This window comes from Burkholderia cepacia GG4 (genome assembly GCF_000292915.1).
GTDB classification, from domain to species: Bacteria; Pseudomonadota; Gammaproteobacteria; order Burkholderiales; family Burkholderiaceae; genus Burkholderia; species Burkholderia cepacia_D.
This window is the reverse complement of record NC_018513.1, coordinates 358,551-383,623: the sequence shown is the minus strand read 5'-3', so window position 1 is coordinate 383,623 and position 25,073 is coordinate 358,551. Positions and strand designations below refer to the sequence as shown.

Genomic DNA, 25,073 nt, shown 5'->3' with positions numbered 1-25,073 from the left:
CGACGGAATCCTCTTTTCTACTCATGTACTACAGGAATTGACATGAAACTCGCATTCTCCAGCATCGCCGCTCTCACCATCGCTGCCGCGGCAGCACTGCCTGCCGTGTCGCACGCCGCGGATGGCACGATCACGATCAACGGCAAGATCGGCACGCAGACCTGCACGATCGACGGCAACGGCACCGGCAGCAAGAACTTCGCCGTGGCACTGCCGAAGGTGTCGACGTCGGCGCTCGTCAACGGCGGTTCGACGGCCGGCCGCACGCCGTTCAAGATCAGTCTGAAGAACTGCTCGCCGGCAAGCGGCAACGTCTACACGCACTTCGAGGCGGGCACCACGGTCAACTCGACGACGGGTCAGCTGTTCAACGCAACGGGTACCGCGAAGAACGTCGAAGTCGGCCTGCTCAACGGCGATTCGTCCAATATCGCCCTGGGCAAGGCCGATGCAAACTCGAAGGCGGTCGCGCTGGCGAGCGGCTCCGCGGAACTCCCGTACTACGCGCAGTACGTTGCAACGGGTGGGTCTGCGGGCCAGGGGACGGTGAATACGTCGGTGATGTACTCGATCATGTACCAGTAAGAAACGGCGATCCGGCGCGCGTCCCGCGTGCGCCGGATCGTTGCCGGGGCGCGGCAGGATGCGTGCCCCGGCCTTCCGATGGCTGCCGGACGCACACAGTCGCTCGGCAGCCGTCCATTCGTGCCCGGACAAATCCGGCACTCGCGCGGTCAGCACCGCACACCATTCGTTTTGCAGTTGCCGCGCCAATTGGCTGGAAACATGCACGCCCGATCGCGTGCGTCCGTCCAGTACGCCATCCGCTCTCGTCGAATACCCCGCAGGCAATCCGAATAACGCGCGTCGAAAGATCCCCGTATTTCGTGCGTGCTCCGTGCCGCCCGCCAGGCAACCGCAAAAATTCGAACTTGTCCAATTTCAAAATAGCTAGCACCGGCTCATCTTCACTAACTTGGAATAAATCAAGGTGATCAGGTGAACCCCAGTCATTTCGCTTTTTTTCATTCACGCATCGGCCGGCGTGTCCTGCATTCCGCGCTGCTCGCCGGTGCGGCAATGCCATAGGCGTCGACGGCACAAGTCGTCGGCGGCGGACCGCAACTCGCCGATGGCATCGCGCTCGAGGTCGCACCGGGCGACTATTCGACAACCGCATCCGCCAAGGCCGCGCTGTTCGCCGTCAACGGCGGCGTACTGACGACCCTCGGCAAGACCCGCGTGTTAACGACCGGCTACGTCTCGGCCGGCGCTGCCGCGTAGGGCACCGGGTCGCGCGTCGCGCTGCGCGATGCGGAAATCCGTACGCGCGGCAACTCGAGCGCAGGCATCGATCTTCGTCAGGGCGGCAGCGCATCCGCTGAGCGCATCTCCATCGATACCGACGGCGACTACGCGCACTGCGCATTCATCGACGGCACCAACGGCCGGCTGTCGCTCTCCGACAGCGTGATCGTGACACGCGGCGAGGAGGCGTCGGGCATCGCGACGATCCTGGTTCCGGGTGGCACGATCGACGTGGCCGACACGCTGATCCGTACCAGCGGCCTGTTCGGCACCGGCCTGTCCCTCAGCTACGGCGGCATCCGGGCCACGCTGAAGCGCACCGATATCCGCACCGATGGCGACTATGCGTCGGTGCTGTACATGCCGGGCGCATCCACCGTCATCTTCAGCGACTCGCATCTCGAAACGAGCGGATACGCGGCGCTCGGCGTGGATACCCGCGAGGGTAGCGTCGAGTTCGAACGCACGCGCATCGTCACGCACGGCATCAGTTCGCACGGGCTTTACGCGTCGAAGGAGTACACCGACACGCCCGTCATCGACGCCACCGATACGCACGTGACGACCACCGGAAAGGGCGCGATCGGCCTGGTCGCCCGACTCGGCGGCAAGGTCGCGATGCTCGATCGCAATGCATCCTCGTTCAGCGTGCCGCGCGACCGCGCGGCGCTCCGGGTCGGCGCGACGGGCCAGGTGTCGAAGCGCTTCGCGATATCGGCGGGCCTCGGCGTGGAGGCGAACCTGTCGGACTATGCGATGGTCAAGGGCGAACTGGCGGCGAAGTACCGCTGGTGACGGGGTGCGGCCGGCGCCGCCTGCTCCCCGCGCAGGCGGATCCGGCCGGCCCGGCGGATCCGCAGGGCCGGGCCGCCGGCCAGCCCGCACACCTCCCGAATCCGCGTCCCACAATTTCCGCTATACTTTGCCGACTTGCCGCCCCCTTGGCGGCAGGTCGGAAGCGCGCCGATTTGCTGACTCGATTGCGGGCGCGCGAACCGGCCGGGCCTTGATGCGTCGATGCGTCGTTCCCCGGCGGTTCACTATAAATGCGGCTAAAGAGGTCGTCAGCCGCGCATCTCCGACTCCGCGCATCGCCGACACCATTTAGCCGCCCAGTCATAAGGCATAAGGCGGAACGAATGGAATCGATCGGCATCGTCGCTCCACAGACCATGCACTTCGCCGAACCGCTGCGCTTGCAAAGCGGCAGCGTGATCGGCAACTATCAGCTCGTCGTCGAGACGTACGGCGAGCTCAACGCCGCGCGCTCGAACGCGGTGCTCGTCTGCCACGCGCTCAACGCGTCGCACCACGTCGCCGGCGTCTACGCGGACGATCCGCGCAGCACCGGCTGGTGGGACAACATGGTCGGCCCGGGCAAGCCGCTCGACACCAACCGCTTCTTCGTGATCGGCGTGAACAACCTCGGCTCGTGCTTCGGCTCGACCGGCCCGATGAGCATCGATCCGTCGACCGGCAAGCCGTACGGCGCGCGCTTCCCGGTGGTCACCGTCGAAGACTGGGTGCACGCGCAGGCGCGCGTCGCCGACGCGTTCGGCATCGAGCGCTTCGCCGCCGTGATGGGCGGCAGCCTCGGCGGGATGCAGGCGCTCGCATGGAGCCTGATGTATCCGGAGCGCGTCGCGCACTGCATCGACATCGCGTCGACGCCGAAGCTGTCCGCGCAGAACATCGCGTTCAACGAGGTCGCGCGATCGGCGATCCTGTCCGATCCCGACTTCCACGGCGGCGATTACTACGCGCACGGCGTGAAGCCGAAGCGCGGCCTGCGCGTCGCGCGGATGATCGGCCACATCACGTACCTGTCCGACGACGACATGGCCGAGAAATTCGGCCGTGCGCTGCGCCGCGCGGACGGCGCGCTCGACGCGTACAACTTCAGCTTCGACGTCGAATTCGAGGTCGAGTCGTACCTGCGCTACCAGGGCGACAAGTTCGCCGACTACTTCGACGCGAACACGTACCTGCTGATCACGCGCGCGCTCGACTACTTCGACCCGGCGAAGGCGTTCGACGGCAACCTGACGGCCGCGCTCGCGCACACGCAGGCGAAATACCTGATCGCGAGCTTCTCGACCGACTGGCGCTTCGCGCCGGCACGCTCGCGCGAGATCGTGAAGGCGCTGCTCGATAACAAGCGCACGGTCAGCTACGCGGAAATCGATGCGCCGCACGGCCACGACGCGTTCCTGCTCGACGACGCGCGCTATCACAACCTGCTGCGCGCGTATTACGAACGAATCGCCAACGAGGTGGGCGTATGAACCAGCAAGCGCTGAATTCCCTGTCCGCGCGCGCGGACTTCCGCACGATCGCACGCTGGGTCGAGCCGCGCTCGACCGTGCTCGACCTCGGCTGCGGCGACGGCTCGCTGCTCGCGCTGCTGATGGAAGAGCTGGACGTCACCGGTTACGGCATCGAACTGCACGACGCGGGCGTGCTCGCGAGCGCGAAGAACGGCATCAACGTGATCCAGCAGAATCTCGAGGACGGCCTGCGGCTGTTCGAAGACCACAGCTTCGACATCGCGATCCTGTCGCAAACCTTGCAGACGATCCACCAGACGGCCGCGATCCTGCGCGAAACGGCGCGCGTCGGCCGCGAGTGCATCGTGTCGTTCCCGAACTTCGGCTACTGGTCGCACCGGCTGTCGGTGCTGCAAGGCCGGATGCCCGTGTCGAAATCGCTGCCGTACCAGTGGCACAACACGCCGAACGTGCGGGTGCTGACGATCAAGGATTTCGAGGCGCTCGCGCCCGAAGTCGGCGTCACGATCCTCGACCGCGTCGTGCTGCACGAAGGCCAGCCGATTCGATGGGGAGCGAACTGGCGTGGTAGTCTTGCTGTCTACCGCGTCAAGCGCAGCTGAGCCGGGGGCCGTTGACGGATGATCCGGCCCGCACGTGCGTGCGGCCGCCCCTCCTGTGCCGTCCGCGCCGCCTGCGCTGCCGCCGCAATCAGTCAACGCTACCCGGTTCCTGTCCATGTCCAAAACGCCACACGAGGCGCCCGCACTCACCGCTCACGAGGATCACCCCGGCTGGCGTGCCTATCTGAACACGCACATGCTGATCTGCGTGTTCCTCGGCTTCACGTCGGGGCTACCGCTGTTCACACTCGTCTACCTTGTGCAGGCATGGCTGCGCTCCGAGGGCGTGAACCTGAAGGAAATCGGCCTGTTCGCGCTGATCCAGTTCCCGTATACGTGGAAGTTCCTGTGGGCGCCGCTGATGGATCGCTACATCCCGCGCCTGCCCGGCTGGCGGCCGGGCCGCCGGCGCGGCTGGATGCTGCTCACGCAGGTGCTGGTCGCCGGCGCGATCGCCGCGCTCGGCTTCGTGTCGCCGCGCAATTCGATCTGGACGGTCGCCGCGCTCACGACGCTCGTCGCGTTCTTCGGCGCCAGCTCCGACATCGTGATCGACGCGTATCGCCGCGAGCTGCTGCGCGACACCGAGCAGGGCCTCGGCAACGCGGTGCACGTGAACGCGTACAAGCTCGCCGCGCTGATTCCCGGCTCGCTGGCGCTGATCCTGTCCGACCACATGCCGTGGGACGCCGTGTTCGCGCTCACCGGCGCGTTCATGCTGCCGGGCATCCTGATGACGCTGCTCGTGCGCGAGCCCGAAGTGGTCGGCACACCGCCGCGCAACCTGCGCGACGCGATCGTGCTGCCGTTCCGCGAATTCATCCAGCGCGACGGCTGGGCCGGCGCGCTGCTCGTCATCGCGTTCATCTTCCTGTTCAAGATCGGCGACACGATGGCGACCACGCTGTCGACGTCGTTCTTCCTCGACATCGGCTTCACGCGCACCGAGATCGGCATCGTCGCGAAAACCACCGCGCTCGTCGCGAGCGTCGCCGGCGGCATCATCGGCGGCGTCTGGCTCGTGAAGATCGGCATCGGCCGCGGGCTGTGGATCTTCGGCGCGCTGCAGATGGTGTCGACGCTCGGCTTCGCGTGGCTCGCGCAACTCGGCCCCGGCTCGCCGGTGCTCGCCGTGCTCTACGACTTCACGATATCGACCAGCCACGCGATCGCGGCGGGGCTGTCGGTGTTCGGCATCGCCGTCACGCCGCAATTCAGCCCGATGACGGTCGCGCTCGCGATCGTCTACGGCGTCGAAACCTTCACGACCGGCCTGACGATGGCTGCGTTCGTCGCGTATATCGCGAGCACGACCGACCCGCGCTACACCGCCACGCAGTTCGCGCTGTTCACGAGCCTCGCCTCGGTGCCGCGCACACTCGCATCGGCCGCGAGCGGCTTCATCGTCGCGAAGATCGGCTGGTTCGACTACTTCATCGCGTGCACCGCGCTCGCGATCCCCGGCATGCTGTTGCTGTTCAAGATCGCGCCGTGGAACGGCACCGCGCGCAACGGCGAGGCCAGCCGTGCGCAATGATCGACTGCATCGCCTGGCACGCGTCGCCGCGTCGCTGAGCGTCGCCATCGCGACGCTCACGGCGACCGGTGCGCACGCGGCCGACGCAAGCGCGACCGCGCCCGCCACCGCGCCGGCTGCACCGTCGACGGCGGCGACCCCCGTTCCGCCTTCCGCCGCCGAAGCCGCGCAGCCGACCGGCGCGGCCGTGCCCGCGAAAGCCTATACGCCGACACCGCAACAGGTCCGCTACGGCAACGCGATCGCGTTCCGCACGCTGATCCCGTCGCCGCTGCTCGAACAGCTCACTGCGAGCGAATACGCGCAGATCGTGCAGGCGGCCGCGGACAGCGACCGCCTGCTGCCCGCGAACCAGCCGCGCGTGAAGCGCCTGCGCACGATCGTCATGAAGCTCGCACCGTATTCGGTGAAATGGAACGATCGCGTGAAGAACTGGACGTGGGAGGTCAACGCGATCCGCTCGCGCGACATCCGCATCACCTGCCTGCCGGGCGGCAAAGTGCTCGTGTACGGCGGGATGCTCGATCGCATCCGCCTGAACGACGACGAATTCGGCGTGCTGCTCGCGCACGGCATCGCGCATGCGCTGCGCGAACACGCGCGCAGCAATTTCAGCGTGACGTCGCAAACCTCGCTACGCGCGGCCGCGCTGCCGCCGCTGTTCGGCGTCGGCGATCCGCTGCCGCAGGCGCTGAACCTCGGCGCGCGCCTGCAGACGCTGCGCTTCGACCCGACCGACGAGACCGAAGCCGACGTGATCGGCGGCGACATCGCCGCACGCGCGGGCTTCGATCCGCGCGCGGCGATCACGCTGTGGGACAAGCTCGCGGCGGCGACGCGCGCGAACAAGACGACGGGCTTCATCTACATGCACCCGTACAGCGCGACGCGGCGGCAGGATCTGCTGAACCGCCTGCCGGACCTGATGCCGCTGTACGCGAAGGCGACGGCCAAGCGCGTCGACACGCTGCCCGACTACGCAGGCATCAGCGCGCAGCGGCGCAAGGTCGTGCGGCGCTGAGCGCCGCAGCCGGCCGCTCCGTCTCGAGCCCGGCCGGCGCACGACGCCGCACGCTATGCGCCGGCGTCCGCTTCGACCGGCCGGCCTCCGCTTTCGCGCATCGCGCGCACCTCGTCTCCGGGGCTACGGCCGAACAGCCGCTTGAACTCGCGGCTGAACTGCGACGCGCTCGCGTAGCCGACCCGCGCGGCAGCAGCGCCCGCCCCCACGCCGTCCTGCATCATCATCAACCGCGCCTGGTGCAGGCGCGCGGCCTTCACATACTGCATCGGCGACGTGGCCGTCACGTGCTTGAACTGTGCGTGGAACACCGCGAGACTCATGCCGGCCTCGCGCGCGAGCGTCTCGACGTCGAGATCGGCCTTCAAATCCGCATGAATACGCCGCAGTGCCTTCGCGATGCGACCGAAATGATGCTGCTGGACGAGCGCCGCGCGAATCGCGTCGCCTTGCGCGCCCGTCAGCACGCGGTACGCGATCTCGCGCATGATCGCCGGCCCGAGCACGCAGGTGTCGTGCGGCGACGCGAGCGCTTCGAGCAACCGCACCACCGCGTCGGCGAGCGGCGCATCGAGCGGCGTCGAATAGACGCCGTGCGGCTCGCTGATCGCAGCACCCAGCGTCTCGTCGAGCAGGATCGCGAGCTCGGCGATCACCGCAAGATCGACGCGGATCGAAATCGCGAGAAACGGCTCGTCCATGCTCGCGAAGGTCTCGCATTCGAACGGCAGCGGCACCGACAGCACGAGATATTGCTGCGCGTCGTAGACGAACGAGCGGTCGCCGAGATAGCCGAGCTTGCGCCCCTGGCACACGACGATGATGCTCGGTTCGTACAGCACCGGCATGCGCGGCACCGGGCGGCTCACGCGAATGAAGCGCACGCCGTCGAGCGCCGCCAGCGTATCGCCCTCGTTCGGCGCGAGGCGCGCGTGCAGCTCGATCATGCGACGCTGCACACGGTCGCCCGAGTCGTCAAAAAGGGGCTGGAAGCTCATCGGCGTCGTCCTGTCCGGCAAGAGAATCTGGCTCGCAATGTAGCACCTTGAAAGCGTTTTGACGGCCGTTCGCGCGCAATTCGAGAGGAATAGGCAAATCTTCGAGACCTTCGTGTATTTCGCCGACGCGGCCCGCTCCTTACGATGGGCACCTGTCTCGCCGCGTCGCCACATGATGCGGCGGCAGTCTGTTTCGCCGGAAGTTTTCCCGGACAAGGAGCCCCCTGCATGAGCACAACTTACGCTTACGCGGCGACCGACGCGCAGTCGCCGCTCGCCCCGTTCGAATTCCAGCGCCGCGCGCTGCGCGACCTCGACGTCCAGATCGAGGTGCTCTACTGCGGCGTCTGCCACTCGGACCTGCACCAGGCCCGCAACGAATGGCGCAACACGATCTACCCGGTCGTGCCGGGCCATGAAATCGTCGGCCGCGTGACCGCGACCGGCCCGCAGGTGTCGCGCTTCAAGGTCGGCGAGCTGGTCGGCGTCGGCTGTCTCGTCGATTCGTGCCGCACCTGCCCGAGCTGCGCGGAAGGCCTCGAGCAATATTGCGAGAACGGCTTCGTCGGCACCTACAACGGCCAGGACCGCGTGAGCGGCGACGTCACGTACGGCGGCTATTCGACGCAGCTCGTGGTCGACGAGGCATTCGTGCTGCGCGTGCCCGAGACGCTCGACCCGGCCGGTGCCGCGCCGCTGCTGTGCGCGGGGATCACGACCTATTCGCCGCTGCGCCAGTGGAACGTCGGCCCCGGCAAGAAGGTCGGGATCGTCGGCCTCGGCGGGCTCGGCCACATGGGCGTGAAGCTCGCGCGCGCGATGGGCGCGCACGTCGTGTTGTTCACGACGTCGCCGTCGAAGATCGAGGACGGCAAGCGGGTCGGCGCGCATGAGGTGGTGATCTCGAAGGACGACGCGCAGATGAACGCGCACCTGAACAGCTTCGACTTCATCCTGAACACGGTCGCCGCGCCGCACGACCTGAATCCGTTCCTGCACCTGCTGAAACGCGACGGCACGATGACGCTCGTCGGCGCGCCGGAGCACGACCATCCGTCGCCGCAGGTGTTCAACCTGATCTTCAAGCGCCGCCGCCTCGCGGGCTCGCTGATCGGCGGGATCGCGGAGACGCAGGAAATGCTCGACTTCTGCGCGGAGCACGGCATCACGTCGGATATCGAAACGATTCCGATGCAGCAGATCAATGCCGCTTACGAGCGGATGCTGAAGAGCGACGTGAAGTACCGGTTCGTGATCGACATGGCGTCGCTCAAGCAGTAAGCGACGCGCCAAGCGAAACGGGCCGCATGTCAGACATGCGGCCCGTTCTGCATCCGGCGACCGGCGGGTTCGACTGCGATGCGCACCACGTCGCATCGCGTCGACGATTACTTCTTGTAGTCGTAATCCACCGTCAGCGGCGCGTGATCGCTGAACTTGATGTCCTTGAAGATCGACGTGCTTTTCGCGGTGCCGGCCACACCCGGCGTCGCGATCTGGTAATCGATCCGCCACCCGACGTTCTTCGCGTACGCCTGGCCGCGGTTGCTCCACCACGTGTACTGCTCGGCGCGCGGATCGAGCGTGCGGAACACGTCGACATAGCCGACGTCGTCGAACAGCTGCGTGAGCCACGCGCGCTCTTCCGGCAGGCAGCCCGAGTTCTTCTGGTTGCTCTTCCAGTTCTTGATGTCGATTTCCTTGTGGACGATGTTCACGTCGCCGCACAGGATCACCTCGCGCTTCTTCTTCAGCTCGGCGAGATGCGGCATGAACTCGTCCATGAAGCGGTACTTCGCCTGCTGGCGCTCTTCGCCGCTCGAGCCGGACGGCACGTACACCGACACGACCGACAGCTTGCCGTAGCGCGCCTCGACGTAGCGCCCCTCGGAATCGAATTCGCTGCTGCCGAAGCCGATGATCACGTCATCCGGCTCGTGGCGGCTGTACACGCCCGCGCCGCTGTAGCCCTTCTTCTCGGCGTGGTGGAAATAGCTCCTGAAGCCGTGCGGCTCGACGAATTCGGCCGGCAGGTCGTCGGCCGACACCTTGATTTCCTGCACGCACACGCAGTCGGCATTCTGTTCGCCGAGCCATTCGAAGAAGCCCTTCTTCGCGGCGGAGCGGATGCCGTTCAGGTTGGCGGTAATCACTCGCATCATGTCGGATTCCGTTGTTCAGTTCAGTTCGGTTCGATGTGTTTGGCAGGATCGCAGCCTAGCGGATCTTCACGCCTTCGAGTTCCGGCTTCGGCGGCGGGAATTCGAGCTTCATGTCGGTCATCGTGCGCAGCAGCAGCTCGGCGATCATCACGTTGCGGTGCGTCTTCGAGTTCGCCGGGATCACGTACCACGGCGCATGCTCGGCCGACGTCGCGGCGAGCGCATCGCGGTAGGCCGACTGGTACGCATCCCAGTGCTTGCGCGCGTCGAGATCGGAGATGTCGAACTTCCAGTGCTTGGTCGGATCGTCGATGCGCGCCTGCAGCCGCTCGCGCTGCTCGTCCTTCGAGATGTGCAGGAAGCACTTGACGATCGTCGTGCCGTTCTCGGCGAGCATCGTCTCGAAATCACAGATCTGCCGGTAGCGGCGTTCGCATTCCTTGTCGCTGATGACCTCGAGCACGCGCGGCACGAGCACGTCCTCGTAGTGGCTGCGGTTGAAGATCGCGAGTTCGCCGGCAGCCGGCACCTGCGCGTGCACGCGCCACAGGAAGTCGTGCGCGGCCTCGATCGGCGTGGGCGCCTTGAACGGCACGATGCGCAGGCCGAGCGGATCGACGTCGCGGAACACCGCACGCACGGTGCCGTCCTTGCCGCTGGTGTCCATCCCCTGCAGCACGAGCAGCACGCGCTTCTTCTGCTGCGTGTGCAGGCGCTCCTGCTGCACGTCGAGCTCCGTCGACACGGCCGTCAGCCGTTCGCGGTCGGCGTCCTTCGACCCCGACGAAAACGGCTTCGCGGCCGGATCGAACGCATCGAGCTTGAATGCGGCAGCTTCCTTCTCGCGCGTGCTGTAGGGCACGCGGAAATCGTCGAGCGACGGTTGTTTCGCCATTCGTTCCTCCGTTGGGCGGTGCAATGCACACGCGCACACGATAACGCATGCACCAAAACGACGGGCCGCCCCGAACGAATTCGGCGGCGGCCCGTCGTCAGGCGCGGTTCAGGCGCGCGGCCATGTTCAGCCGAGTTTCTTCTTCAGCAGTTCGTTCACCTGCTGCGGATTGGCCTTGCCCTTGGTCGCCTTCATTGCCTGGCCGATCAGCGCGTTGAACGCCTTTTCCTTGCCCGCGCGGAATTCCTCGACCGACTTCGCGTTCGCCGCGAGCACTTCGTCGATGATCGCTTCCAGCGCGCCGGTGTCGGAGATCTGCTTCAGCCCCTTCGCGTCGATGATGCGGTCGGCCGCCCCTTCGTCGGTCGCCTTCTCGTCCCAGATCGTCGCGAAAATTTCCTTCGCGATCTTGTTCGAGATCGTGCCGTCGGCGATGCGCTGCAGCACCAGTGCAAGCTGCGCGGCCGAGACCGGAATCGCGTCGATCTCGATGCCGTCGCGGTTCAGCTGCGACGACACGTCGCCCATCAGCCAGTTCGCGGCGATCTTCGCGTTCGCCGCGCCGGCCTTCGCGACCACGGCCTCGAAATATGCGGCCATCGCCTTGCTCGACGTCAGCACACCCGCGTCGTACGCGGACACGCCGTACTGCTCGGCAAAGCGCTGCTGCATTGCGGCCGGCAGCTCGGGCATTCCGGCCTGCACGCGCTCGACCCAGTCCTGGCCGATCACGAGCGGCATCAGGTCGGGGTCGGGGAAGTAGCGGTAGTCGTGCGCGTCTTCCTTGCTGCGCATCGAACGCGTCTCGCGCTTGTCCGGATCGTAGAGGCGCGTTTCCTGCACGACTTCGCCGCCGTCCTCGATCAGCTCGATCTGACGACGCACTTCGTAGTTGATCGCTTCCTCGAGGAACCGGAACGAGTTCAGGTTCTTGATCTCGGCGCGCGTTCCGAACTTTTCCTGGCCGACCGGGCGCACCGACACGTTCGCGTCGCAGCGGAACGAGCCTTCCTGCATGTTGCCGTCGCAGATGCCGAGCCACACGACGAGCCCGTGCAGCGCCTTCGCATAGGCCACGGCCTCGGCCGCGCTGCGCATTTCCGGCTCGGTGACGATCTCGAGCAGCGGCGTGCCCGCGCGGTTCAGGTCGATCCCCGTCATCCCGGCGAAGTCTTCATGCAGCGACTTGCCCGCATCTTCCTCGAGGTGCGCACGGGTCAGGTTGACGGTCTTCTCGTACGCTTCCTTGCCGGCCTTTTCGTTGGCGGGCACCTGGATCGTGATCTGGCCGCCCTGCACGACCGGAATCTCGTACTGGCTGATCTGATAGCCCTTCGGCAGATCGGGGTAGAAATAATTCTTGCGCGCGAAGATGCTGCGCGGCGCGATGGTCGAGCCGATCGCGAGGCCGAAGCGGATCGCACGCTCGACCGCGCCGCGGTTCAGCACCGGCAGCACGCCCGGCAGCGCCAGGTCGACCGGGCAGGCCTGCGTGTTCGGCTCGGCGCCGAACTGCGTCGACGCGCCGGAGAAAATCTTCGAGACGGTCGACAGTTGCGCGTGCGTCTCGAGACCGATGACGACTTCCCACTGAGTAGCCATATGCTTACACCCCCGCCGGAACTTGCTTGTGCCAGTCGGTCGCGCGCTGGAACGCGTCGGCGACCTGCAGCATCCGGGCTTCGTTGAAATAGTTGCCGATGATCTGCAGACCGACCGGGCGCTTCGCGTTCGCGCCGGCGCCGAAGCCGCACGGCACGCTCATGCCGGGCAGGCCGGCAAGGCTCACCGACAGCGTGTAGATATCCGCGAGATACATCTGTACCGGATCGTCGCCCTTCGCGCCGAGATCCCATGCGACCGTCGGCGACGCCGGGCCCATGATCACGTCGCAGGAGTTGAACGCTTCCTGGAAGTCCTGCGCGATGATGCGGCGGATCTTCTGCGCCTGCAGGTAGTACGCGTCGTAGTAACCGTGCGACAGCACGTACGCGCCGACCAGGATCCGGCGCTTCACCTCGGGGCCGAAGCCTTCGGCACGCGACTTCTTGTACATGTCGAGCAGGTCGCCGTACTGCGCTGCGCGGTGGCCGAAGCGCACGCCGTCGAAACGCGACAGGTTCGACGAGGCCTCGGCCGGTGCGATCACGTAGTACACGGGGATCGACAGTTCCGTCTTCGGCAGCGACACGGGCACGAGCGTCGCGCCGAGCGCTTCATATTGCTTGAGTGCCGCGTCGATCGACGCGCGCACGTCGTCGGCGAGGCCGGCGCCGAAATACTCGTTCGGCAGGCCGATGCGCAGCCCCGCGAGCGGCTTGCCCGCATCATTGCCGGCCACCCACGGCTGGCCGAGGTGGCGCGTGAAGTCTTCATCATCGCGCTCGAGGCTCGTCGAATCGCGCTCGTCGAAGCCCGCCATCGCGTTCAGCAGCAGCGCGCAGTCGGACGCGCTCTGCGCCATCGGGCCGCCCTGGTCGAGCGACGATGCGAACGCGATCATCCCGTAGCGCGACACGCGCCCGTAGGTCGGCTTGATGCCCGTCACGCCGGCGAACGACGCGGGCTGGCGGATCGAGCCACCGGTGTCGGTGCCGGTCGCGGCCGGCGCAAGGCGCGCGGCGACGGCGGCCGAGCTGCCGCCCGAGCTGCCGCCCGGCACCGCGTTGGTGTCCCACGGGTTCTTCACTGCGCCGAACGCGGAGTTCTCGTTCGACGAGCCCATCGCGAACTCGTCCATGTTGGTCTTGCCGAGCGTGACCATGCCGGCCGCCTGCAGGCGGGCGACGACGGTCGCATCGAACGGGCTCTCGTAGTTCGCGAGCATCTTCGAGCCGGCGGTCGAGCGCCAGCCGCGCGTGACGAACACGTCCTTGTGCGCGATCGGCAGGCCGGTCAGCGCGCCGCCCGCGCCGCGCGCGAGTTCGGCGTCGGCGGCCTTCGCCTGCGCAAGGGTCAGATCGGTGTCGACGTGGACGAACGCGTTCAGGTCGCGAGCCGCGTCGATCCGTTTCAGGTAGAGCTGCGCGAGCTCGACGGCCGAGCATTCCTTGGCGGCGAGCGCGGCGCGCAGTTCGGTCAGGCTTTTTGCGTGCATTGAGTGGTTTTCCTGGGAATTCTGGGTGGCGCGCGGCGCGGCGCCGGCGCGCTTGTCATCGAATGCTTACTCGATCACCTTCGGCACGAGATAGAGGCCGTCCTGGACGGCCGGCGCCGGACGCTGGTTGTCGTCGCGATTGACGACTTCCGTCACGGCGTCGTCGCGCAGGCGCTGCGCGACTTCCTGGATCTGTTCGATCGGGTGGGCGAGCGGCGCGATGCCGGCGGTGTCGACCGCCTGCATCTGCTCGACGAGCCCGAAGAATTCGTTGAGCTGGCCGAGCATATGCTCGGCGTCGGCGTCGGCCATTTCGAGTCGCGCCAGGTGCGCGATGCGTTTCACATCGGTCAGGGTCAGGGCCATGCGATCACCGGAAAAACAAGGCTGCGCAGCACATCAAAAGCAGCGCTGCGGCGGGGGGTTGGAGGGTACGATCCCACCCTCAAAAATCGGGGCCGAAGCGGCAAAAATACCGCCCGTTTCGATTCAAATACCGTGAAATTATAAGGTATCATTACGCGTTCGACCCAAACCCGGCAGCCTTTTCCCGCACCGTTTCGCCCCGCTTCGGCAAGCCGTGCGTGCTTCGTGCGATCCCCGGTAGACATCACTCGCAGCTTCGTGCGCCGCGGCGGCCGCTTCCGCCACGCTTCCCGAGGCTGTTATTTTTTCCGCTGCCGCCCTCAGCGCTCGCTATGCAGGGCCGGCCCAGAGCGAAACAGGATTCTGAATGTTCGGTTTTTTGCGCAGCTACTTCTCCAACGATCTGGCGATCGACCTCGGCACCGCAAACACCCTGATCTACATGCGCGGCAAAGGCATCGTGCTCGATGAGCCGTCGGTCGTATCGATTCGCCAGGAAGGCGGTCCCAACGGCAAGAAAACGATCCAGGCGGTCGGCAAGGAAGCCAAGCAGATGCTCGGCAAGGTGCCGGGCAACATCGAGGCGATCCGCCCGATGAAGGACGGCGTGATCGCCGACTTCACCGTCACCGAGCAGATGATCAAGCAGTTCATCAAGACGGCGCACGAGTCGCGCATGTTCTCGCCGTCGCCGCGCATCATCATCTGCGTGCCGTGCGGCTCGACCCAGGTCGAGCGCCGCGCGATCAAGGAAGCGGCGCACGGCGCCGGCGCGTCGCAGGTCTACCTGATCGAGGAGCCGATGGCGGCCGCGATCGGCGCGGGCCTGCCGGTGTCGGAAGCGACCGGCTCGATGGTCGTCGACATCGGCGGCGGCACGACGGAAGTCGGCGTGATCTCGCTCGGCGGCATCGTGTACAAGGGCTCGGTGCGCGTCGGCGGCGACAAGTTCGACGAAGCGATCGTCAACTACATCCGCCGCAACTACGGGATGTTGATCGGCGAACAAACCGCCGAGGCGATCAAGAAGGAAATCGGCTCCGCGTTCCCGGGTTCCGAAGTCAAGGAAATGGAAGTGAAGGGCCGCAACCTGTCGGAAGGCATTCCGCGCAGCTTCACGATCTCCAGCAACGAAATCCTCGAAGCGCTGACCGATCCGCTGAACCAGATCGTGTCGTCGGTGAAGATCGCCCTCGAGCAGACGCCGCCGGAACTCGGCGCCGACATCGCCGAGCGCGGGATGATGCTGACGGGCGGCGGCGCACTGCTGCGCGACCTCGATCGCCTGCTCGCAGAAGAAACCGGCCTGCCGGTGCTCGTCGCCGAAGATCCGCTCACCTGCGTCGTGCGCGGCTCGGGCATGGCGCTCGAGCGCATGGACAAGCTGGGCAGCATCTTCTCGTACGAGTGATCGTCTAGGCAGTTTCTTGACATGACGCACCCGCGGCGTGGCCGGATCGCTCGTTCAGAACGAACCGCCACGCCGTTTGCGCGTCTGAGCATTATTTAACCGATCACCACGCGCCCGGCGCCGACCATGGAATACAGTCCGCCGCCCCTCTTCAAGCAAGGCCCGCCCGCGCTCGCGCGGCTCTTCTTCTTCGTCGCCCTCGCCATTGCGCTCCTCGTGTCGGACGCGCGCTTCAGCACGCTCGAAATCGTCCGCGGCGTGCTCGGCACCGTGCTGTACCCGCTGCAGCGCGCGGCGCTCGTGCCGCGCGACCTGTTCATGGGCGCGGCCGACATCGCCGTCACGGGTGCGTCGCTGCGCCACGAGAACGACGCGCTGCGCAAGCGCAACCTGCAACTGTCCACGCAGGCCAACCAGGCCGCGGTGCTCACGCAGGAAAACGGGCACCTACGTGCGGTGCTCGAGCTGCGCCAGCACATCGCGACACAGTCGACGCCGGTCGAGATCCAGTACGACACGAGCGACCCGTTCACGCAGAAGATCGTGATCGGGCAGGGTTCGCAGCAAGGCATCCAGAACGGCGCGCCGGTCGTCAGCGAAGACGGCGTGGTCGGCCAGATCACCCGCGTGTTCCCGCTGCAGGCCGAAGTCACGCTGATCACCGACCGCGATCTCGCGATTCCGGTGCAGGTGCTGCGCACCGGCCTGCGCAGCGTGATCTACGGCACGCCGAAGGGCGATGCGCTCGACCTGCGCTTCGTGCCGACGAGCTCCGACCTCGTGGTCGGCGACGAACTCGTCACGAGCGGCCTCGACGGCGTCTATCCGCCGGGTACGGCCGTCGGTGGCAAGGGTGACGACAGTGAGTTCGGCCTGGGCTTTGGGAAGCTACTATACTACACGCTGGCTCTGAATAAAGCAGTCGGCGACAGCAATGCGCTGGACGTCGTGGCGGCTCCCGCTGGCTCCGACGCGTGGGTGCTCGACGGCGCGGGATTGATGGCGAACGGCTCGGCGCGCAAATCGTTCTCGGAATCGGGCAACACGGCGCCCGGGGCATACAAGACCATCTCGGCTGATCTGACCGTCACCCCGACGATCAACAAGCTGCCGGAGCTGGATCTTTCCAATGGCGGCGTTGCGCTGGATGGCTCTGCGACCCTCGAGTTGACCTATCTGTAAGCAGAGCGATCGAAGTTGGCCGGAGCGTTGGCGGCAGCGATGGCCGGTGCTCGGGCCAATTTCTGTCGGACACTGCTGTTCGCCGGGCAAGCAGGGGGCGAGGGACTTGGCTAGCTGACGCTATGCGCAGTGTTCCGATTTGGCGGGTTTTTCGAAAGGCGGACATTTCGGTCGGGACATCACGACACTGGCGCTATTGGGTGGACGGCTTCGTCGAGGCCGCGCTGTGGCCGATCGCGAGCCACCTGCTGCTGATGCCGCAACGCCGCCCGGTCGACCCGGACGACACGCGCCCCATCTGAGCCGGACCGACCTTGAATACCCGCCGCCCCCACGCCCGCCGCGCGCCGCGCTCCGGGGCGGCCCCTCGCCCGCGCCCGCTCGCCGCGCCCGGGCCAGATCGACTGTAACCGCATGACCGAATTCAACGACACCCAACAGCAGCTCTCGAAGTTCCGCCTGCGCGTCGCGGCGGCGGGCGTGTTCGTGTTCGTCTGCTTCGGGCTGCTCGCGAGCCGTTTCTTCTACCTGCAGCTGATGCAGCACGGCAAATACGCGCTGCAGGCCGAGGAAAACCGCATCTCGGTCGCGCCGATCGTGCCGAACCGCGGGATCATCACCGACCGCAACGGCGTGATCCTCGCGAAGAACTATTCGGCGTACACGCTCGAGATCACGCCGTCGAAGCTCGACGACACGCTCGACAACACGATCGACAAGCTGTCCGAGATCGTCCCGATCGACGCGCGCGACCGCCGCCGCTTCAAGAAGCTGCAGGAAGACTCGAAGAACTTCGAGAGCCTGCCGATCCGCACGCGCCTCACCGACGCGGAAGTCGCGCGCTTCACCGCGCAGCGCTTCCGCTTCCCCGGCGTCGACGTGCGCGCACGGCTGTTCCGCCAATACCCGCTCGGCATGACGGCCGCGCACGTGATCGGCTACATCGGCCGGATCTCGAAGCGCGACCAGGATCGCATCGACGCGATGAGCGACGACAACGACAGCGATCAGGAGCATTACGATCCGCGCCGCGACGCGAACAACTACAAGGGCACCGACTACATCGGCAAGATCGGTGTCGAGCAGAGCTACGAAACCGAACTGCACGGGCTGACGGGCTTCGAGGAAGTCGAGGTCACGGCCGGCGGCCGGCCGGTGCGCACGCTGTCGCGCACGCAGGCGACGCCCGGCAACAACCTCGTGCTGTCGCTCGACATCGCGCTGCAGCAGGTCGCCGAGCAGGCGTTCGCCGGCAAGCGCGGCGCGCTCGTCGCGATCGAGCCGAAGACGGGCGACGTGCTCGCATTCGTGTCGTCGCCGAGCTTCGACCCGAACTCGTTCGTCGACGGCATCGACCAGCAGACCTGGGACGAACTGAACAACTCGCCCGACAAGCCGCTCCTGAACCGCCCGCTACACGGCACCTACCCGCCCGGCTCGACCTACAAGCCGTTCATGGCGCTGGCCGGCCTGACGCTCGGCAAGCGCACGCCGGGCTGGGGCTTCCAGGATCCCGGCTACTTCACGTTCGGCGGCCACACGTTCCGCAACGACGTACGCTCGGGCCAAGGCTGGGTCGACATGAACAAGGCGATCATGGTGTCGAACGACACCTACTTCTACATGCTCGCGCGCGACCTCGGCGTGAACGCGATCGCGAACTTCATGAAGCCGTTCGGCTTCGGCCAGATCACCGGCATCGACATCCAGGGCGAGGCGCGCGGGATCCTGCCGTCGACCGACTGGAAGAAGAAGGCGTTCAAGAAGGCCGCGCAGCAGAAATGGTTCGACGGCGAGACGATCAGCCTCGGGATCGGCCAGGGCTACAACTCGTACACGATCCTGCAGCTCGCCCATGCCACCGCGACGCTCGCGAACGACGGCGTCGTGATGAAGCCTCACCTCGTGAAGGAAGTCGAGGATCCGATCTCGCGCGGGCGCCACCTGACCGTGCCGAAGGAAAGCGAAGTGATTCCGCTCAAGCAGGCCGACATCGACGTCGTGAAGCGCGGGATGGAGAACGTGATCGAGAACCCGTCCGGCACCGCGTACAAGGTGTTCCGCGGCGCGCCGTACCTCGCGGCCGGCAAGACCGGTACCGCGCAGGTGTTCTCGCTGCAGGGCTCGAACTACAAGGGCCACCTGCTCGCCGAGCACCTGCGCGACCACGCGCTGTTCATCGCGTACGCGCCGGTCGACCATCCGCAGATCGCCATCGCGCTGGTCGTCGAGAACGGCGGCTGGGGCGCGCAGGCCGCGGGCCCGATCGCGCGCCGCGTGCTCGACTACTACCTCGTCGACCGCCAGAACCCGAAGAACGAAGCCGCGGCCGTAGCCGCCGCCGCGTCGGCGACCGAGCCGGTGAGCGCGCCCGTGATCGGCGATGCGGTGAAGGCCGCCGCCGTCGCGGCCGGTTTCACCGCGCTGCCGCAGCCGGTCGTGCCGAATGCTGCCAGCGCGGCGGAGGCCGCCTCGGCCGCGCTGGCGCCCGCTGCATCGAGCGCGGCACTGCCGGCGGACGCGAGCGCCGCGGCGCCGATGCCCGCGAGCCTGCCGCCGATCCGGCGCCCGCACCGGCCGCACCGCCCTGCCAGCGACGCGCAGCCGCTCGCCACCGCGCCGCGCGACGACAACTTCCGTGCCACGGCCCCCGCGAAAGCGGTGACCGCCGGCACCGCTCATTAACGGAGATAGGCATGCAATTCGACAAGCGCGCCTGGCTCGACAAGATCAAGCAGATGTTCGCGGGCTTCGACCGCCCGCTCGCCCTCATCGTGTTCCTGCTGATGTGTGTCGGCATCGTCACGCTGTACAGCGCGGCGATCGACATGCCGGGCCGCGTCGAGGACCAGCTGCGCAACATCCTGCTGACGTTCGTGCTGATGTGGGTGATCGCCAACATCCCGCCGACGACGCTGATGCGCTTCGCGGTCCCGCTCTATACGTTCGGGGTCGCGCTGCTGGTCGCGGTCGCGCTGTTCGGGATGACCAAGAAGGGCGCGAAGCGCTGGCTGAACGTCGGCGTCGTGATCCAGCCGTCGGAAATCCTCAAGATCGCAACGCCGCTGATGCTCGCGTGGTACTACCAGCGCCGCGAAGGCGGGCTGCGCTGGTACGACTTCATCGCCGCGTTCGCGATCCTGCTGGTACCGGTCGGCCTGATCGCGAAGCAGCCCGACCTCGGCACGGGCCTGCTCGTGTTTGCGGCCGGCTTCTTCGTGATCTACCTCGCCGGACTGTCGTTCAAGCTGATCGTGCCGGTGCTCGTCGCGGGCGTGATCGCGGTCGGCTCGATCGCCGTGTTCGAAGAGCGCATCTGCCAGCCCGAAGTGCAGTGGCCGCTGATGCACGACTACCAGAAGCACCGCGTATGCACGCTGCTCGACCCGACCTCCGACCCGCTCGGCAAAGGCTTCCACACGATCCAGGCCGTGATCGCGATCGGCTCGGGCGGCGCGCTCGGCAAGGGCTACCTGAAGGGCACGCAGGCCCACCTCGAATTCATTCCGGAGAAGCACACCGACTTCATCTTCGCGGTGTTCTCGGAAGAATGGGGGCTCGCCGGCGGCCTCGTGCTGCTGACGCTGTACATGGCGCTGATCGCGCGCGGGCTCTATATCGCCGCGCAGGGCGCGACGCTGTTCGGCCGGCTGCTCGCGGGCTCGCTCACGCTCGCGTTCTTCGTCTATGCGTTCGTCAACATCGGGATGGTGAGCGGCGTGCTGCCCGTCGTCGGCGTGCCGTTGCCGTTCATGAGCTACGGCGGCACCGCGCTCGCGACGCTCGGTGTCGCGATCGGGATGATCATGAGCGTCGGGCGACAGCGGCGGCTGATGAAGAGCTGACGACGCGGCACGGCTCGCAGCCGCCAGCAGTCGCTGCAACGGAAAACGGCGCCACGGGCGCCGTTTTTCATGGTGGAAGCCGAACGCGGCGGGCGCGGGCCGATCACTGCTGCGGCGGGCGCGGGCCCCCATGATCCTCACCGCCCCCCGGGGCAGGCTCCTGCGCCTTCAGCCGCGCGCTCAGCTCCTTGAATTTCAGTTCGGCCGTCTCGTCGCCCTGCGCGGCCGCCGCCGCGTAATACGCGCGCGCGATGTTCAGGTTCTGCGTGACGCCGTCGCCGCCGCGCTCGTAGAACGACGCGGTCACGTACTGCGCGGTCGGCTCGCCCGCGTCGGCCGCCTGCTTGTACCACGCGAACGCCTGCCGGTTGTCGCGCGGCGTACCGCGCCCGTCGAGGAACTGGTTCGCGAGCGACAGCTGGGCCTGCACGTGCCCCTGCTTCGCTGCCCGCAGGAACCACCGGTGCGCTTCGGCCGGATTGCGCGCGACGAACTCGCCGTCGTCGAACATCCGCCCGTACACGTACTGCGCATGCGACATGTTCGCGTCGGCCGCCCGTTTCAGCCAGCGCAGCCCTTCGTCGACGTTCGCGGTCACGCCGACGCCGGTGAGCAGCATCATCGCGTAATTGAACTGCGCGAGCCGGTCGCCGCGCTCGGCCGCGTCGTGGAACTGCACCAGCGCCGCGCGATAGTCGCCGGCGTTGTAGTCGGCGACCGCCGATTGCGTCTCGTGCGCGGGATCGGGTTTCGCGGGCGCCGCACCCTGCGCGCCCGCGGCGACGCACACGGCCCACAGCCCGAGCAGCGCGGCGATCCGCCCGCGCGCACCGGTCGCACCCCACGCGCGCGGGCAGCCCGCGCCGTCACCTCCGTTCATGACCGTACCTCCTGCAGCGCCTGCCGCGTCGCGCGCAGCAGCCAGCTCACGTCCGCCGACAGCGTGATCATCCGGTAGCCGGCCTCGCGATACTGGCGTGCAGTTGCCGTATCGCTCGCGAAAATGCCGACCGCGACGCCGGCCTGCTTGCCGGCCGCGAGCACCCGCGCCATCGCGGTTTCGACGTCCGGGTGGCGGCTGTCGCCGAGATGCCCAAGGCTCGCCGCAAGATCGGCCGGGCCGATGAACAGGCAGTCGACACCCGGCGTCGCGGCGATCCGCTCGACCTCGTCGATGCCGCGCGCCGATTCGATCTGCACGATCACCGCCACCTGCGCGTTCGCCGTCTGCAGGTAGTCGCGGCGCATGCCGAACGCCGCCGCGCGCACCATGCCGGCGACGCCGCGCAGCCCGTCGGGGGAATCCGGCGACGGGAAGCGCGTGAGCCGCACCGCGTGGGCGGCCTCGTCGGGCGTCTCGATGCACGGGAACATCAGCGTGCGCGCGCCTGCGTCGAGTGCGCGCTTCACGAGCCACGGTTCGCGCCCAGGCACGCGCACGACGGGCTCGCTCGGCAGGTGCGCGGCAGCCAGCGCGCGCAGTTGCGACGCGACGTCGCGGCTGTCGTTCGGCGCGTGCTCCATGTCAATGCAGAGCCAGTCGTAGCCGGCGTGCGCGAGCGCTTCCGCGGCCGAATCGCAGCCAAGCGACAGCCACAGGCCGTACAGCGGCTCGTCGCCGTCGTGCAGGCGTTGTTTGAGGGAATTGGTGAGCGTGCTCATCGATACGGCCTCCTGGACGGAACGGCAATCGAACGGGACAAGCAACAGGCGAAGCGGGCACAACCTGGCGGGCCGCCATGCCAGGCGGCGCCGGACCGGGCCCTGGAACGTCAGTCGGCCGTGGGCGGCCGATCTGACAGCGCGGGCCGTGCGACGGCGCACGGATGCGTTTTCCGGTGCCACGCAACGATCATAGCGCGGCGCTACGCGGAATGTGGGAACAGGCAGGGCAGCGCCGGACGAGGCCGCACGGCGCGGTGGCAGGCAGCCCGCGCCGGCTGGCGGGGCTGCCGGAACGGCAGGATCAGCGGCCGGGCTGGCGCTCGACGTCGGCCCAGCAGTTCGGCGTTTCGTACAGGCGCACGCGTTCCAGACGCAGGTTCACGCCGTAGTGCGCGTCATACACGTTCGCGAGGATGTCGAACGCGATCGCCGCGAGGTTCTCGACGGTCGGGATCCGGTCGATCACGACGGTCTTGTGGTCGGCCATCTGCTCGAGGAACGAGCGCACGACTTCGTCACGCGCATAGACCAGGAACGCGTGATCCCACTTGTTGACGAGGTGCTCGACCGCGAGCGCCTTCACGTCGGCGAAATCCATCACCATGCCGCGGTCGGGCGCCCCCTCGGTATCGACGAGATCGCCGCGCAGCGTGACTTCGAGCACATAGCGATGGCCGTGCAGGTTCCTGCACTGGCTGCGGTGATCGGGAATGCGGTGGCCCGCGTCGAATTCGAGTTTTCGGGTAATCAGCACGATGTCAAAAGCCGTGGCTCAGGGAATGTTCAGATATTTGTGGGTCTGCATCGACAGCCGCCACTGCGGATGCCGCTTGCACCAGTCGATCGCGAGCTTCGTGTTGAGATCGCGCGACGGGCCGTCCATCGGCTGCACGAGAAAATACTCGAAATCGAGCTTCGCGTAGTCGGCGAGCCGCTGGTTGTCCTGCGGGATCACGACCTTCAGTTCATTGCCCTTCGTGACGACGAGCGGCGCGTCGGCCTTCGGGCTCACGCAGATCCAGTCGATCGTCTCGAGCACCGGCAGCGAGCCATTGGTCTCGATCGCGATCTCGAAGCCCGCCGCGTGCAGCGCGTCGACGAGCGGCTGGTCGAGCTGCAGCATCGGCTCGCCGCCGGTGCAGACGACGAAGCGGTGCGCCTCGCCGTCCGGCCACAGGCCGGCGATCGTCGCGACGAGCGCCTCGGCGTCCTTGAACTTGCCGCCGTTCTCACCGTCGGTGCCGACGAAGTCCGTATCGCAGAAACGGCACACGGCCTCCGCACGATCTTCTTCGCGGCCCGACCACAGATTGCAGCCGGCGAACCGGCAGAACACGGCCGGACGGCCCGCGTTCGCGCCCTCGCCCTGCAACGTGTAGAAAATTTCCTTGACCGCGTAAGTCATCGTTCTTCGTCCGGCTCGCGCCGCTCGTTGTCGATCAGAATCCGTTATTCATCAAGCGCTGCCGGCGCACCCGCGTCACAGCGGCGCTTCGGTTACCCGCTCGCCCTTCAGGTAAGCCTCGTAGCCGCGCTTGCGCAGCTTGCAGGCCGGGCATTCGCCGCAGCCGAAGCCCCAGTCGTGCAGTTCCGCGCGCTCGCCCACGTAGCACGTGTGCGTCTCGACGCGGATCAGTTCGACGAGCGCCTCGCCGCCAAGCTGCTCGGCGAGCTGCCAGGTCTGCGCCTTGTCGAGCCACATCAGCGGCGTCTCGAGCACGATGCGCGTGTCCATGCCGAGGTTCAGCGCGACCTGCAGCGCCTTCATCGTGTCGTCGCGGCAGTCGGGGTAGCCCGAGAAATCGGTCTCGCACATCCCGCCGACCAGCACGCGCAACCCGCGGCGATAGGCGATCGCCGCGGCGATCGTCATGAACATCAGGTTGCGTCCGGGCACGAACGTATTCGGCAGGCCGTTCGCGGCCGTCTCGATCTCGATCGTGCGCGTCATCGCGGTATCGCTGATCGCGCCGAGCACCGACAGGTCGATCATGTGATCGTCGCCGAGCCGGTCCGACCATGCGGGAAAATCGCGCTTCAGTGCTTCGCGCACGCCTTCGCGACATTCGAGTTCGACGCGGTGGCGCTGGCCGTAATCGAAGCCGAGCGTCTCGACCGTCTGGTAGCGTTCGAGGGCCCAGGCCACGCACGTGGCCGAGTCCTGCCCACCGGAAAACAACACGAGCGCGCCGTCTTTAGCGTCTGTCCGAATCACCGTGATACTCCGTGAATGTGTAGGCTCGCGTCGCGCTGCGCCCCGGGGCCGGCTGCCGCCGGGCGGCCCGACGCGTGCCGGCCTGCGCCGGCTCGACCAGTATAGGCAGCGTGGTCGGCCGCGAACGCGGCGGGGCGCTTATACCGCCCATCGCGCAGCATCGTTGCCGCGCATCACGGCGGCGCCTGCGGACAGCCTTGCTGTGCGCCTGAAACGATGCGCTAAGTCATTGAGCGGGCACGGATTTTATCACGCCCCACCAAATGCTGCCGTGGCACGCCGCCGATGACGCGCAACGCAATACCCACCACAAACGAAAAACCCCAAGAACCTTCCGATTCTTGGGGTTTTAAATGCTGGTGGCCTGGGACGGAATCGAACCATCGACACGCGGATTTTCAATCCGCTGCTCTACCAACTGAGCTACCGGGCCAACGAAGAATGAAAGTATATCGAGCTATTCGTACCTGAGCAAGTGCTT

At 66.8% G+C, this 25,073-nt stretch carries 22 protein-coding genes, 1 tRNA gene and 1 pseudogene; 12 read left to right on the top strand and 12 right to left on the bottom strand.

Translation table 11 applies throughout. The features are described from left to right. Nucleotides 1-42: 42 nt before the first annotated feature. The 6 genes from GEM_RS01655 to GEM_RS01630 all read left to right on the top strand — a co-directional run bounded on the left by GEM_RS01655 (nt 43) and on the right by GEM_RS01630 (nt 6,756). Nucleotides 43-585: a fimbrial protein gene (locus GEM_RS01655; protein ID WP_014895717.1), complete on the top strand. Its 543-nt coding sequence runs from the start codon at nt 43-45 to the stop codon at nt 583-585. A gap of 891 nt (nt 586-1,476) precedes the next feature. Then, nucleotides 1,477-2,103 carry a hypothetical protein gene (locus tag GEM_RS31725; protein ID WP_187293237.1) on the top strand — a complete coding sequence of 209 codons (627 nt, stop codon included), beginning with the start codon at nt 1,477-1,479 and terminating at the stop codon, nt 2,101-2,103. A 344-nt stretch (nt 2,104-2,447) separates the two neighbouring features. Continuing rightward, entirely contained in the window at nt 2,448-3,593 is a 1,146-nt protein-coding gene (gene metX, locus GEM_RS01645) for a homoserine O-succinyltransferase MetX (RefSeq protein WP_014895714.1), read from the top strand. Continuing rightward, a complete protein-coding gene (gene metW / locus GEM_RS01640) occupies nt 3,590-4,198 on the top strand; it encodes a methionine biosynthesis protein MetW (RefSeq protein WP_014895713.1) in 609 nt (202 codons plus the stop codon). The genes metX and metW overlap by 4 nt, the downstream gene beginning before the upstream one ends. Nucleotides 4,199-4,313: 115 nt before the next feature. Beyond that, on the top strand, nt 4,314-5,735 hold the full coding sequence (locus tag GEM_RS01635; protein WP_014895712.1) for an AmpG family muropeptide MFS transporter: 1,422 nt from the start codon (nt 4,314-4,316) through the stop codon (nt 5,733-5,735). Then, nucleotides 5,725-6,756 carry a M48 family metallopeptidase gene (locus GEM_RS01630; RefSeq protein WP_014895711.1) on the top strand — a complete coding sequence of 344 codons (1,032 nt, stop codon included), beginning with the start codon at nt 5,725-5,727 and terminating at the stop codon, nt 6,754-6,756. The genes GEM_RS01635 and GEM_RS01630 overlap by 11 nt, the downstream gene beginning before the upstream one ends. A gap of 53 nt (nt 6,757-6,809) precedes the next feature. Here GEM_RS01630 and GEM_RS01625 read toward each other — a convergent pair whose 3' ends face one another. Then, nucleotides 6,810-7,754: an AraC family transcriptional regulator gene (locus tag GEM_RS01625; RefSeq protein WP_014895710.1), complete on the bottom strand. Its 945-nt coding sequence runs from the start codon at nt 7,752-7,754 to the stop codon at nt 6,810-6,812. Nucleotides 7,755-7,982: 228 nt separating this feature from the next. Between GEM_RS01625 and GEM_RS01620 the strand changes: the two genes are divergently transcribed. After that, nucleotides 7,983-9,035, top strand: coding sequence for an NAD(P)-dependent alcohol dehydrogenase (locus tag GEM_RS01620; RefSeq protein ID WP_014895709.1), 1,053 nt, complete (start codon nt 7,983-7,985; stop codon nt 9,033-9,035). Between the two features lie 107 nt (nt 9,036-9,142). On the opposite strand, the gene GEM_RS01615 is transcribed toward GEM_RS01620, so the two are convergent. The 5 genes from GEM_RS01615 to gatC all read right to left on the bottom strand — a co-directional run bounded on the left by GEM_RS01615 (nt 9,143) and on the right by gatC (nt 14,274). After that, on the bottom strand, nt 9,143-9,916 hold the full coding sequence (locus GEM_RS01615; protein ID WP_014895708.1) for an exodeoxyribonuclease III: 774 nt from the start codon (nt 9,914-9,916) through the stop codon (nt 9,143-9,145). A 55-nt stretch (nt 9,917-9,971) separates the two neighbouring features. Continuing rightward, a complete protein-coding gene (locus tag GEM_RS01610; RefSeq protein ID WP_014895707.1) occupies nt 9,972-10,811 on the bottom strand; it encodes a polyphosphate kinase 2 family protein in 840 nt (279 codons plus the stop codon). A 126-nt stretch (nt 10,812-10,937) separates the two neighbouring features. Further along, complete coding sequence (gatB, locus tag GEM_RS01605; RefSeq protein ID WP_014895706.1) at nt 10,938-12,413, bottom strand: Asp-tRNA(Asn)/Glu-tRNA(Gln) amidotransferase subunit GatB; 1,476 nt, start codon at nt 12,411-12,413, stop codon at nt 10,938-10,940. A 4-nt stretch (nt 12,414-12,417) separates the two neighbouring features. Continuing rightward, entirely contained in the window at nt 12,418-13,908 is a 1,491-nt protein-coding gene (gene gatA / locus GEM_RS01600; protein WP_014895705.1) for an Asp-tRNA(Asn)/Glu-tRNA(Gln) amidotransferase subunit GatA, read from the bottom strand. Nucleotides 13,909-13,974: 66 nt separating this feature from the next. Continuing rightward, nucleotides 13,975-14,274: an Asp-tRNA(Asn)/Glu-tRNA(Gln) amidotransferase subunit GatC gene (gene gatC / locus GEM_RS01595; RefSeq protein ID WP_006477478.1), complete on the bottom strand. Its 300-nt coding sequence runs from the start codon at nt 14,272-14,274 to the stop codon at nt 13,975-13,977. Between the two features lie 367 nt (nt 14,275-14,641). Here gatC and GEM_RS01590 point away from each other — a divergent pair, with 367 nt between their 5' ends. The 5 genes and pseudogenes from GEM_RS01590 to rodA all read left to right on the top strand — a co-directional run bounded on the left by GEM_RS01590 (nt 14,642) and on the right by rodA (nt 20,712). Continuing rightward, nucleotides 14,642-15,685 carry a rod shape-determining protein gene (locus GEM_RS01590; RefSeq protein WP_004189550.1) on the top strand — a complete coding sequence of 348 codons (1,044 nt, stop codon included), beginning with the start codon at nt 14,642-14,644 and terminating at the stop codon, nt 15,683-15,685. A gap of 126 nt (nt 15,686-15,811) precedes the next feature. Beyond that, complete coding sequence (mreC, locus tag GEM_RS01585; RefSeq protein WP_014895704.1) at nt 15,812-16,867, top strand: rod shape-determining protein MreC; 1,056 nt, start codon at nt 15,812-15,814, stop codon at nt 16,865-16,867. Nucleotides 16,868-17,055: 188 nt separating this feature from the next. Then, nucleotides 17,056-17,169 (top strand): annotated as a pseudogene (locus GEM_RS29355) (rod shape-determining protein MreD); the annotation flags it as partial. Nucleotides 17,170-17,281: 112 nt separating this feature from the next. Next, nucleotides 17,282-19,552, top strand: a complete 2,271-nt coding sequence (gene mrdA, locus GEM_RS01580; protein WP_014895703.1) for a penicillin-binding protein 2 — start codon at nt 17,282-17,284, stop codon at nt 19,550-19,552. Between the two features lie 11 nt (nt 19,553-19,563). Further along, nucleotides 19,564-20,712 carry a rod shape-determining protein RodA gene (gene rodA / locus GEM_RS01575; RefSeq protein WP_014895702.1) on the top strand — a complete coding sequence of 383 codons (1,149 nt, stop codon included), beginning with the start codon at nt 19,564-19,566 and terminating at the stop codon, nt 20,710-20,712. Between the two features lie 103 nt (nt 20,713-20,815). On the opposite strand, the gene GEM_RS01570 is transcribed toward rodA, so the two are convergent. From GEM_RS01570 to GEM_RS01545, 6 genes are all read right to left on the bottom strand, one after another. Then, the gene (locus GEM_RS01570) at nt 20,816-21,592 is read right to left on the bottom strand and encodes a tetratricopeptide repeat protein (RefSeq protein WP_014895701.1); all 777 of its coding nucleotides are present in this window, start codon (nt 21,590-21,592) and stop codon (nt 20,816-20,818) included. Next, a complete protein-coding gene (locus tag GEM_RS01565) occupies nt 21,589-22,374 on the bottom strand; it encodes an HpcH/HpaI aldolase family protein (RefSeq protein ID WP_014895700.1) in 786 nt (261 codons plus the stop codon). Before GEM_RS01565 ends, GEM_RS01570 begins: the two co-directional genes overlap by 4 nt. A gap of 304 nt (nt 22,375-22,678) precedes the next feature. Then, the gene (gene queD / locus GEM_RS01560) at nt 22,679-23,131 is read right to left on the bottom strand and encodes a 6-carboxytetrahydropterin synthase QueD (RefSeq protein WP_014895699.1); all 453 of its coding nucleotides are present in this window, start codon (nt 23,129-23,131) and stop codon (nt 22,679-22,681) included. A gap of 18 nt (nt 23,132-23,149) precedes the next feature. Next, nucleotides 23,150-23,782 (bottom strand): 7-carboxy-7-deazaguanine synthase, encoded by a 633-nt coding sequence (gene queE, locus GEM_RS01555; RefSeq protein WP_006755430.1) that lies wholly within the window; start codon nt 23,780-23,782, stop codon nt 23,150-23,152. Between the two features lie 75 nt (nt 23,783-23,857). Then, entirely contained in the window at nt 23,858-24,592 is a 735-nt protein-coding gene (gene queC, locus GEM_RS01550; RefSeq protein WP_014895698.1) for a 7-cyano-7-deazaguanine synthase QueC, read from the bottom strand. A 357-nt stretch (nt 24,593-24,949) separates the two neighbouring features. Further along, nucleotides 24,950-25,025, bottom strand: a tRNA-Phe gene (locus GEM_RS01545). Nucleotides 25,026-25,073: the final 48 nt, after the last annotated feature.

Coding starts and splice junctions, on each gene's coding strand:
- GEM_RS01565 (WP_014895700.1), bottom strand. CDS start 22,374: ATGAGCACGCTCACCAATTCCCTCAAACAACGCCTGCACGACGGCGAC.
- GEM_RS01620 (WP_014895709.1), top strand. CDS start 7,983: ATGAGCACAACTTACGCTTACGCGGCGACCGACGCGCAGTCGCCGCTC.
- gatC (WP_006477478.1), bottom strand. CDS start 14,274: ATGGCCCTGACCCTGACCGATGTGAAACGCATCGCGCACCTGGCGCGA.
- GEM_RS01615 (WP_014895708.1), bottom strand. CDS start 9,916: ATGATGCGAGTGATTACCGCCAACCTGAACGGCATCCGCTCCGCCGCG.
- rodA (WP_014895702.1), top strand. CDS start 19,564: ATGCAATTCGACAAGCGCGCCTGGCTCGACAAGATCAAGCAGATGTTC.
- mrdA (WP_014895703.1), top strand. CDS start 17,282: ATGACCGAATTCAACGACACCCAACAGCAGCTCTCGAAGTTCCGCCTG.
- GEM_RS01590 (WP_004189550.1), top strand. CDS start 14,642: ATGTTCGGTTTTTTGCGCAGCTACTTCTCCAACGATCTGGCGATCGAC.
- GEM_RS01655 (WP_014895717.1), top strand. CDS start 43: ATGAAACTCGCATTCTCCAGCATCGCCGCTCTCACCATCGCTGCCGCG.
- GEM_RS01610 (WP_014895707.1), bottom strand. CDS start 10,811: ATGGCGAAACAACCGTCGCTCGACGATTTCCGCGTGCCCTACAGCACG.
- gatB (WP_014895706.1), bottom strand. CDS start 12,413: ATGGCTACTCAGTGGGAAGTCGTCATCGGTCTCGAGACGCACGCGCAA.
- mreC (WP_014895704.1), top strand. CDS start 15,812: ATGGAATACAGTCCGCCGCCCCTCTTCAAGCAAGGCCCGCCCGCGCTC.
- metX (WP_014895714.1), top strand. CDS start 2,448: ATGGAATCGATCGGCATCGTCGCTCCACAGACCATGCACTTCGCCGAA.
- GEM_RS01625 (WP_014895710.1), bottom strand. CDS start 7,754: ATGAGCTTCCAGCCCCTTTTTGACGACTCGGGCGACCGTGTGCAGCGT.
- GEM_RS01635 (WP_014895712.1), top strand. CDS start 4,314: ATGTCCAAAACGCCACACGAGGCGCCCGCACTCACCGCTCACGAGGAT.
- GEM_RS01570 (WP_014895701.1), bottom strand. CDS start 21,592: ATGAACGGAGGTGACGGCGCGGGCTGCCCGCGCGCGTGGGGTGCGACC.
- metW (WP_014895713.1), top strand. CDS start 3,590: ATGAACCAGCAAGCGCTGAATTCCCTGTCCGCGCGCGCGGACTTCCGC.
- queE (WP_006755430.1), bottom strand. CDS start 23,782: ATGACTTACGCGGTCAAGGAAATTTTCTACACGTTGCAGGGCGAGGGC.
- gatA (WP_014895705.1), bottom strand. CDS start 13,908: ATGCACGCAAAAAGCCTGACCGAACTGCGCGCCGCGCTCGCCGCCAAG.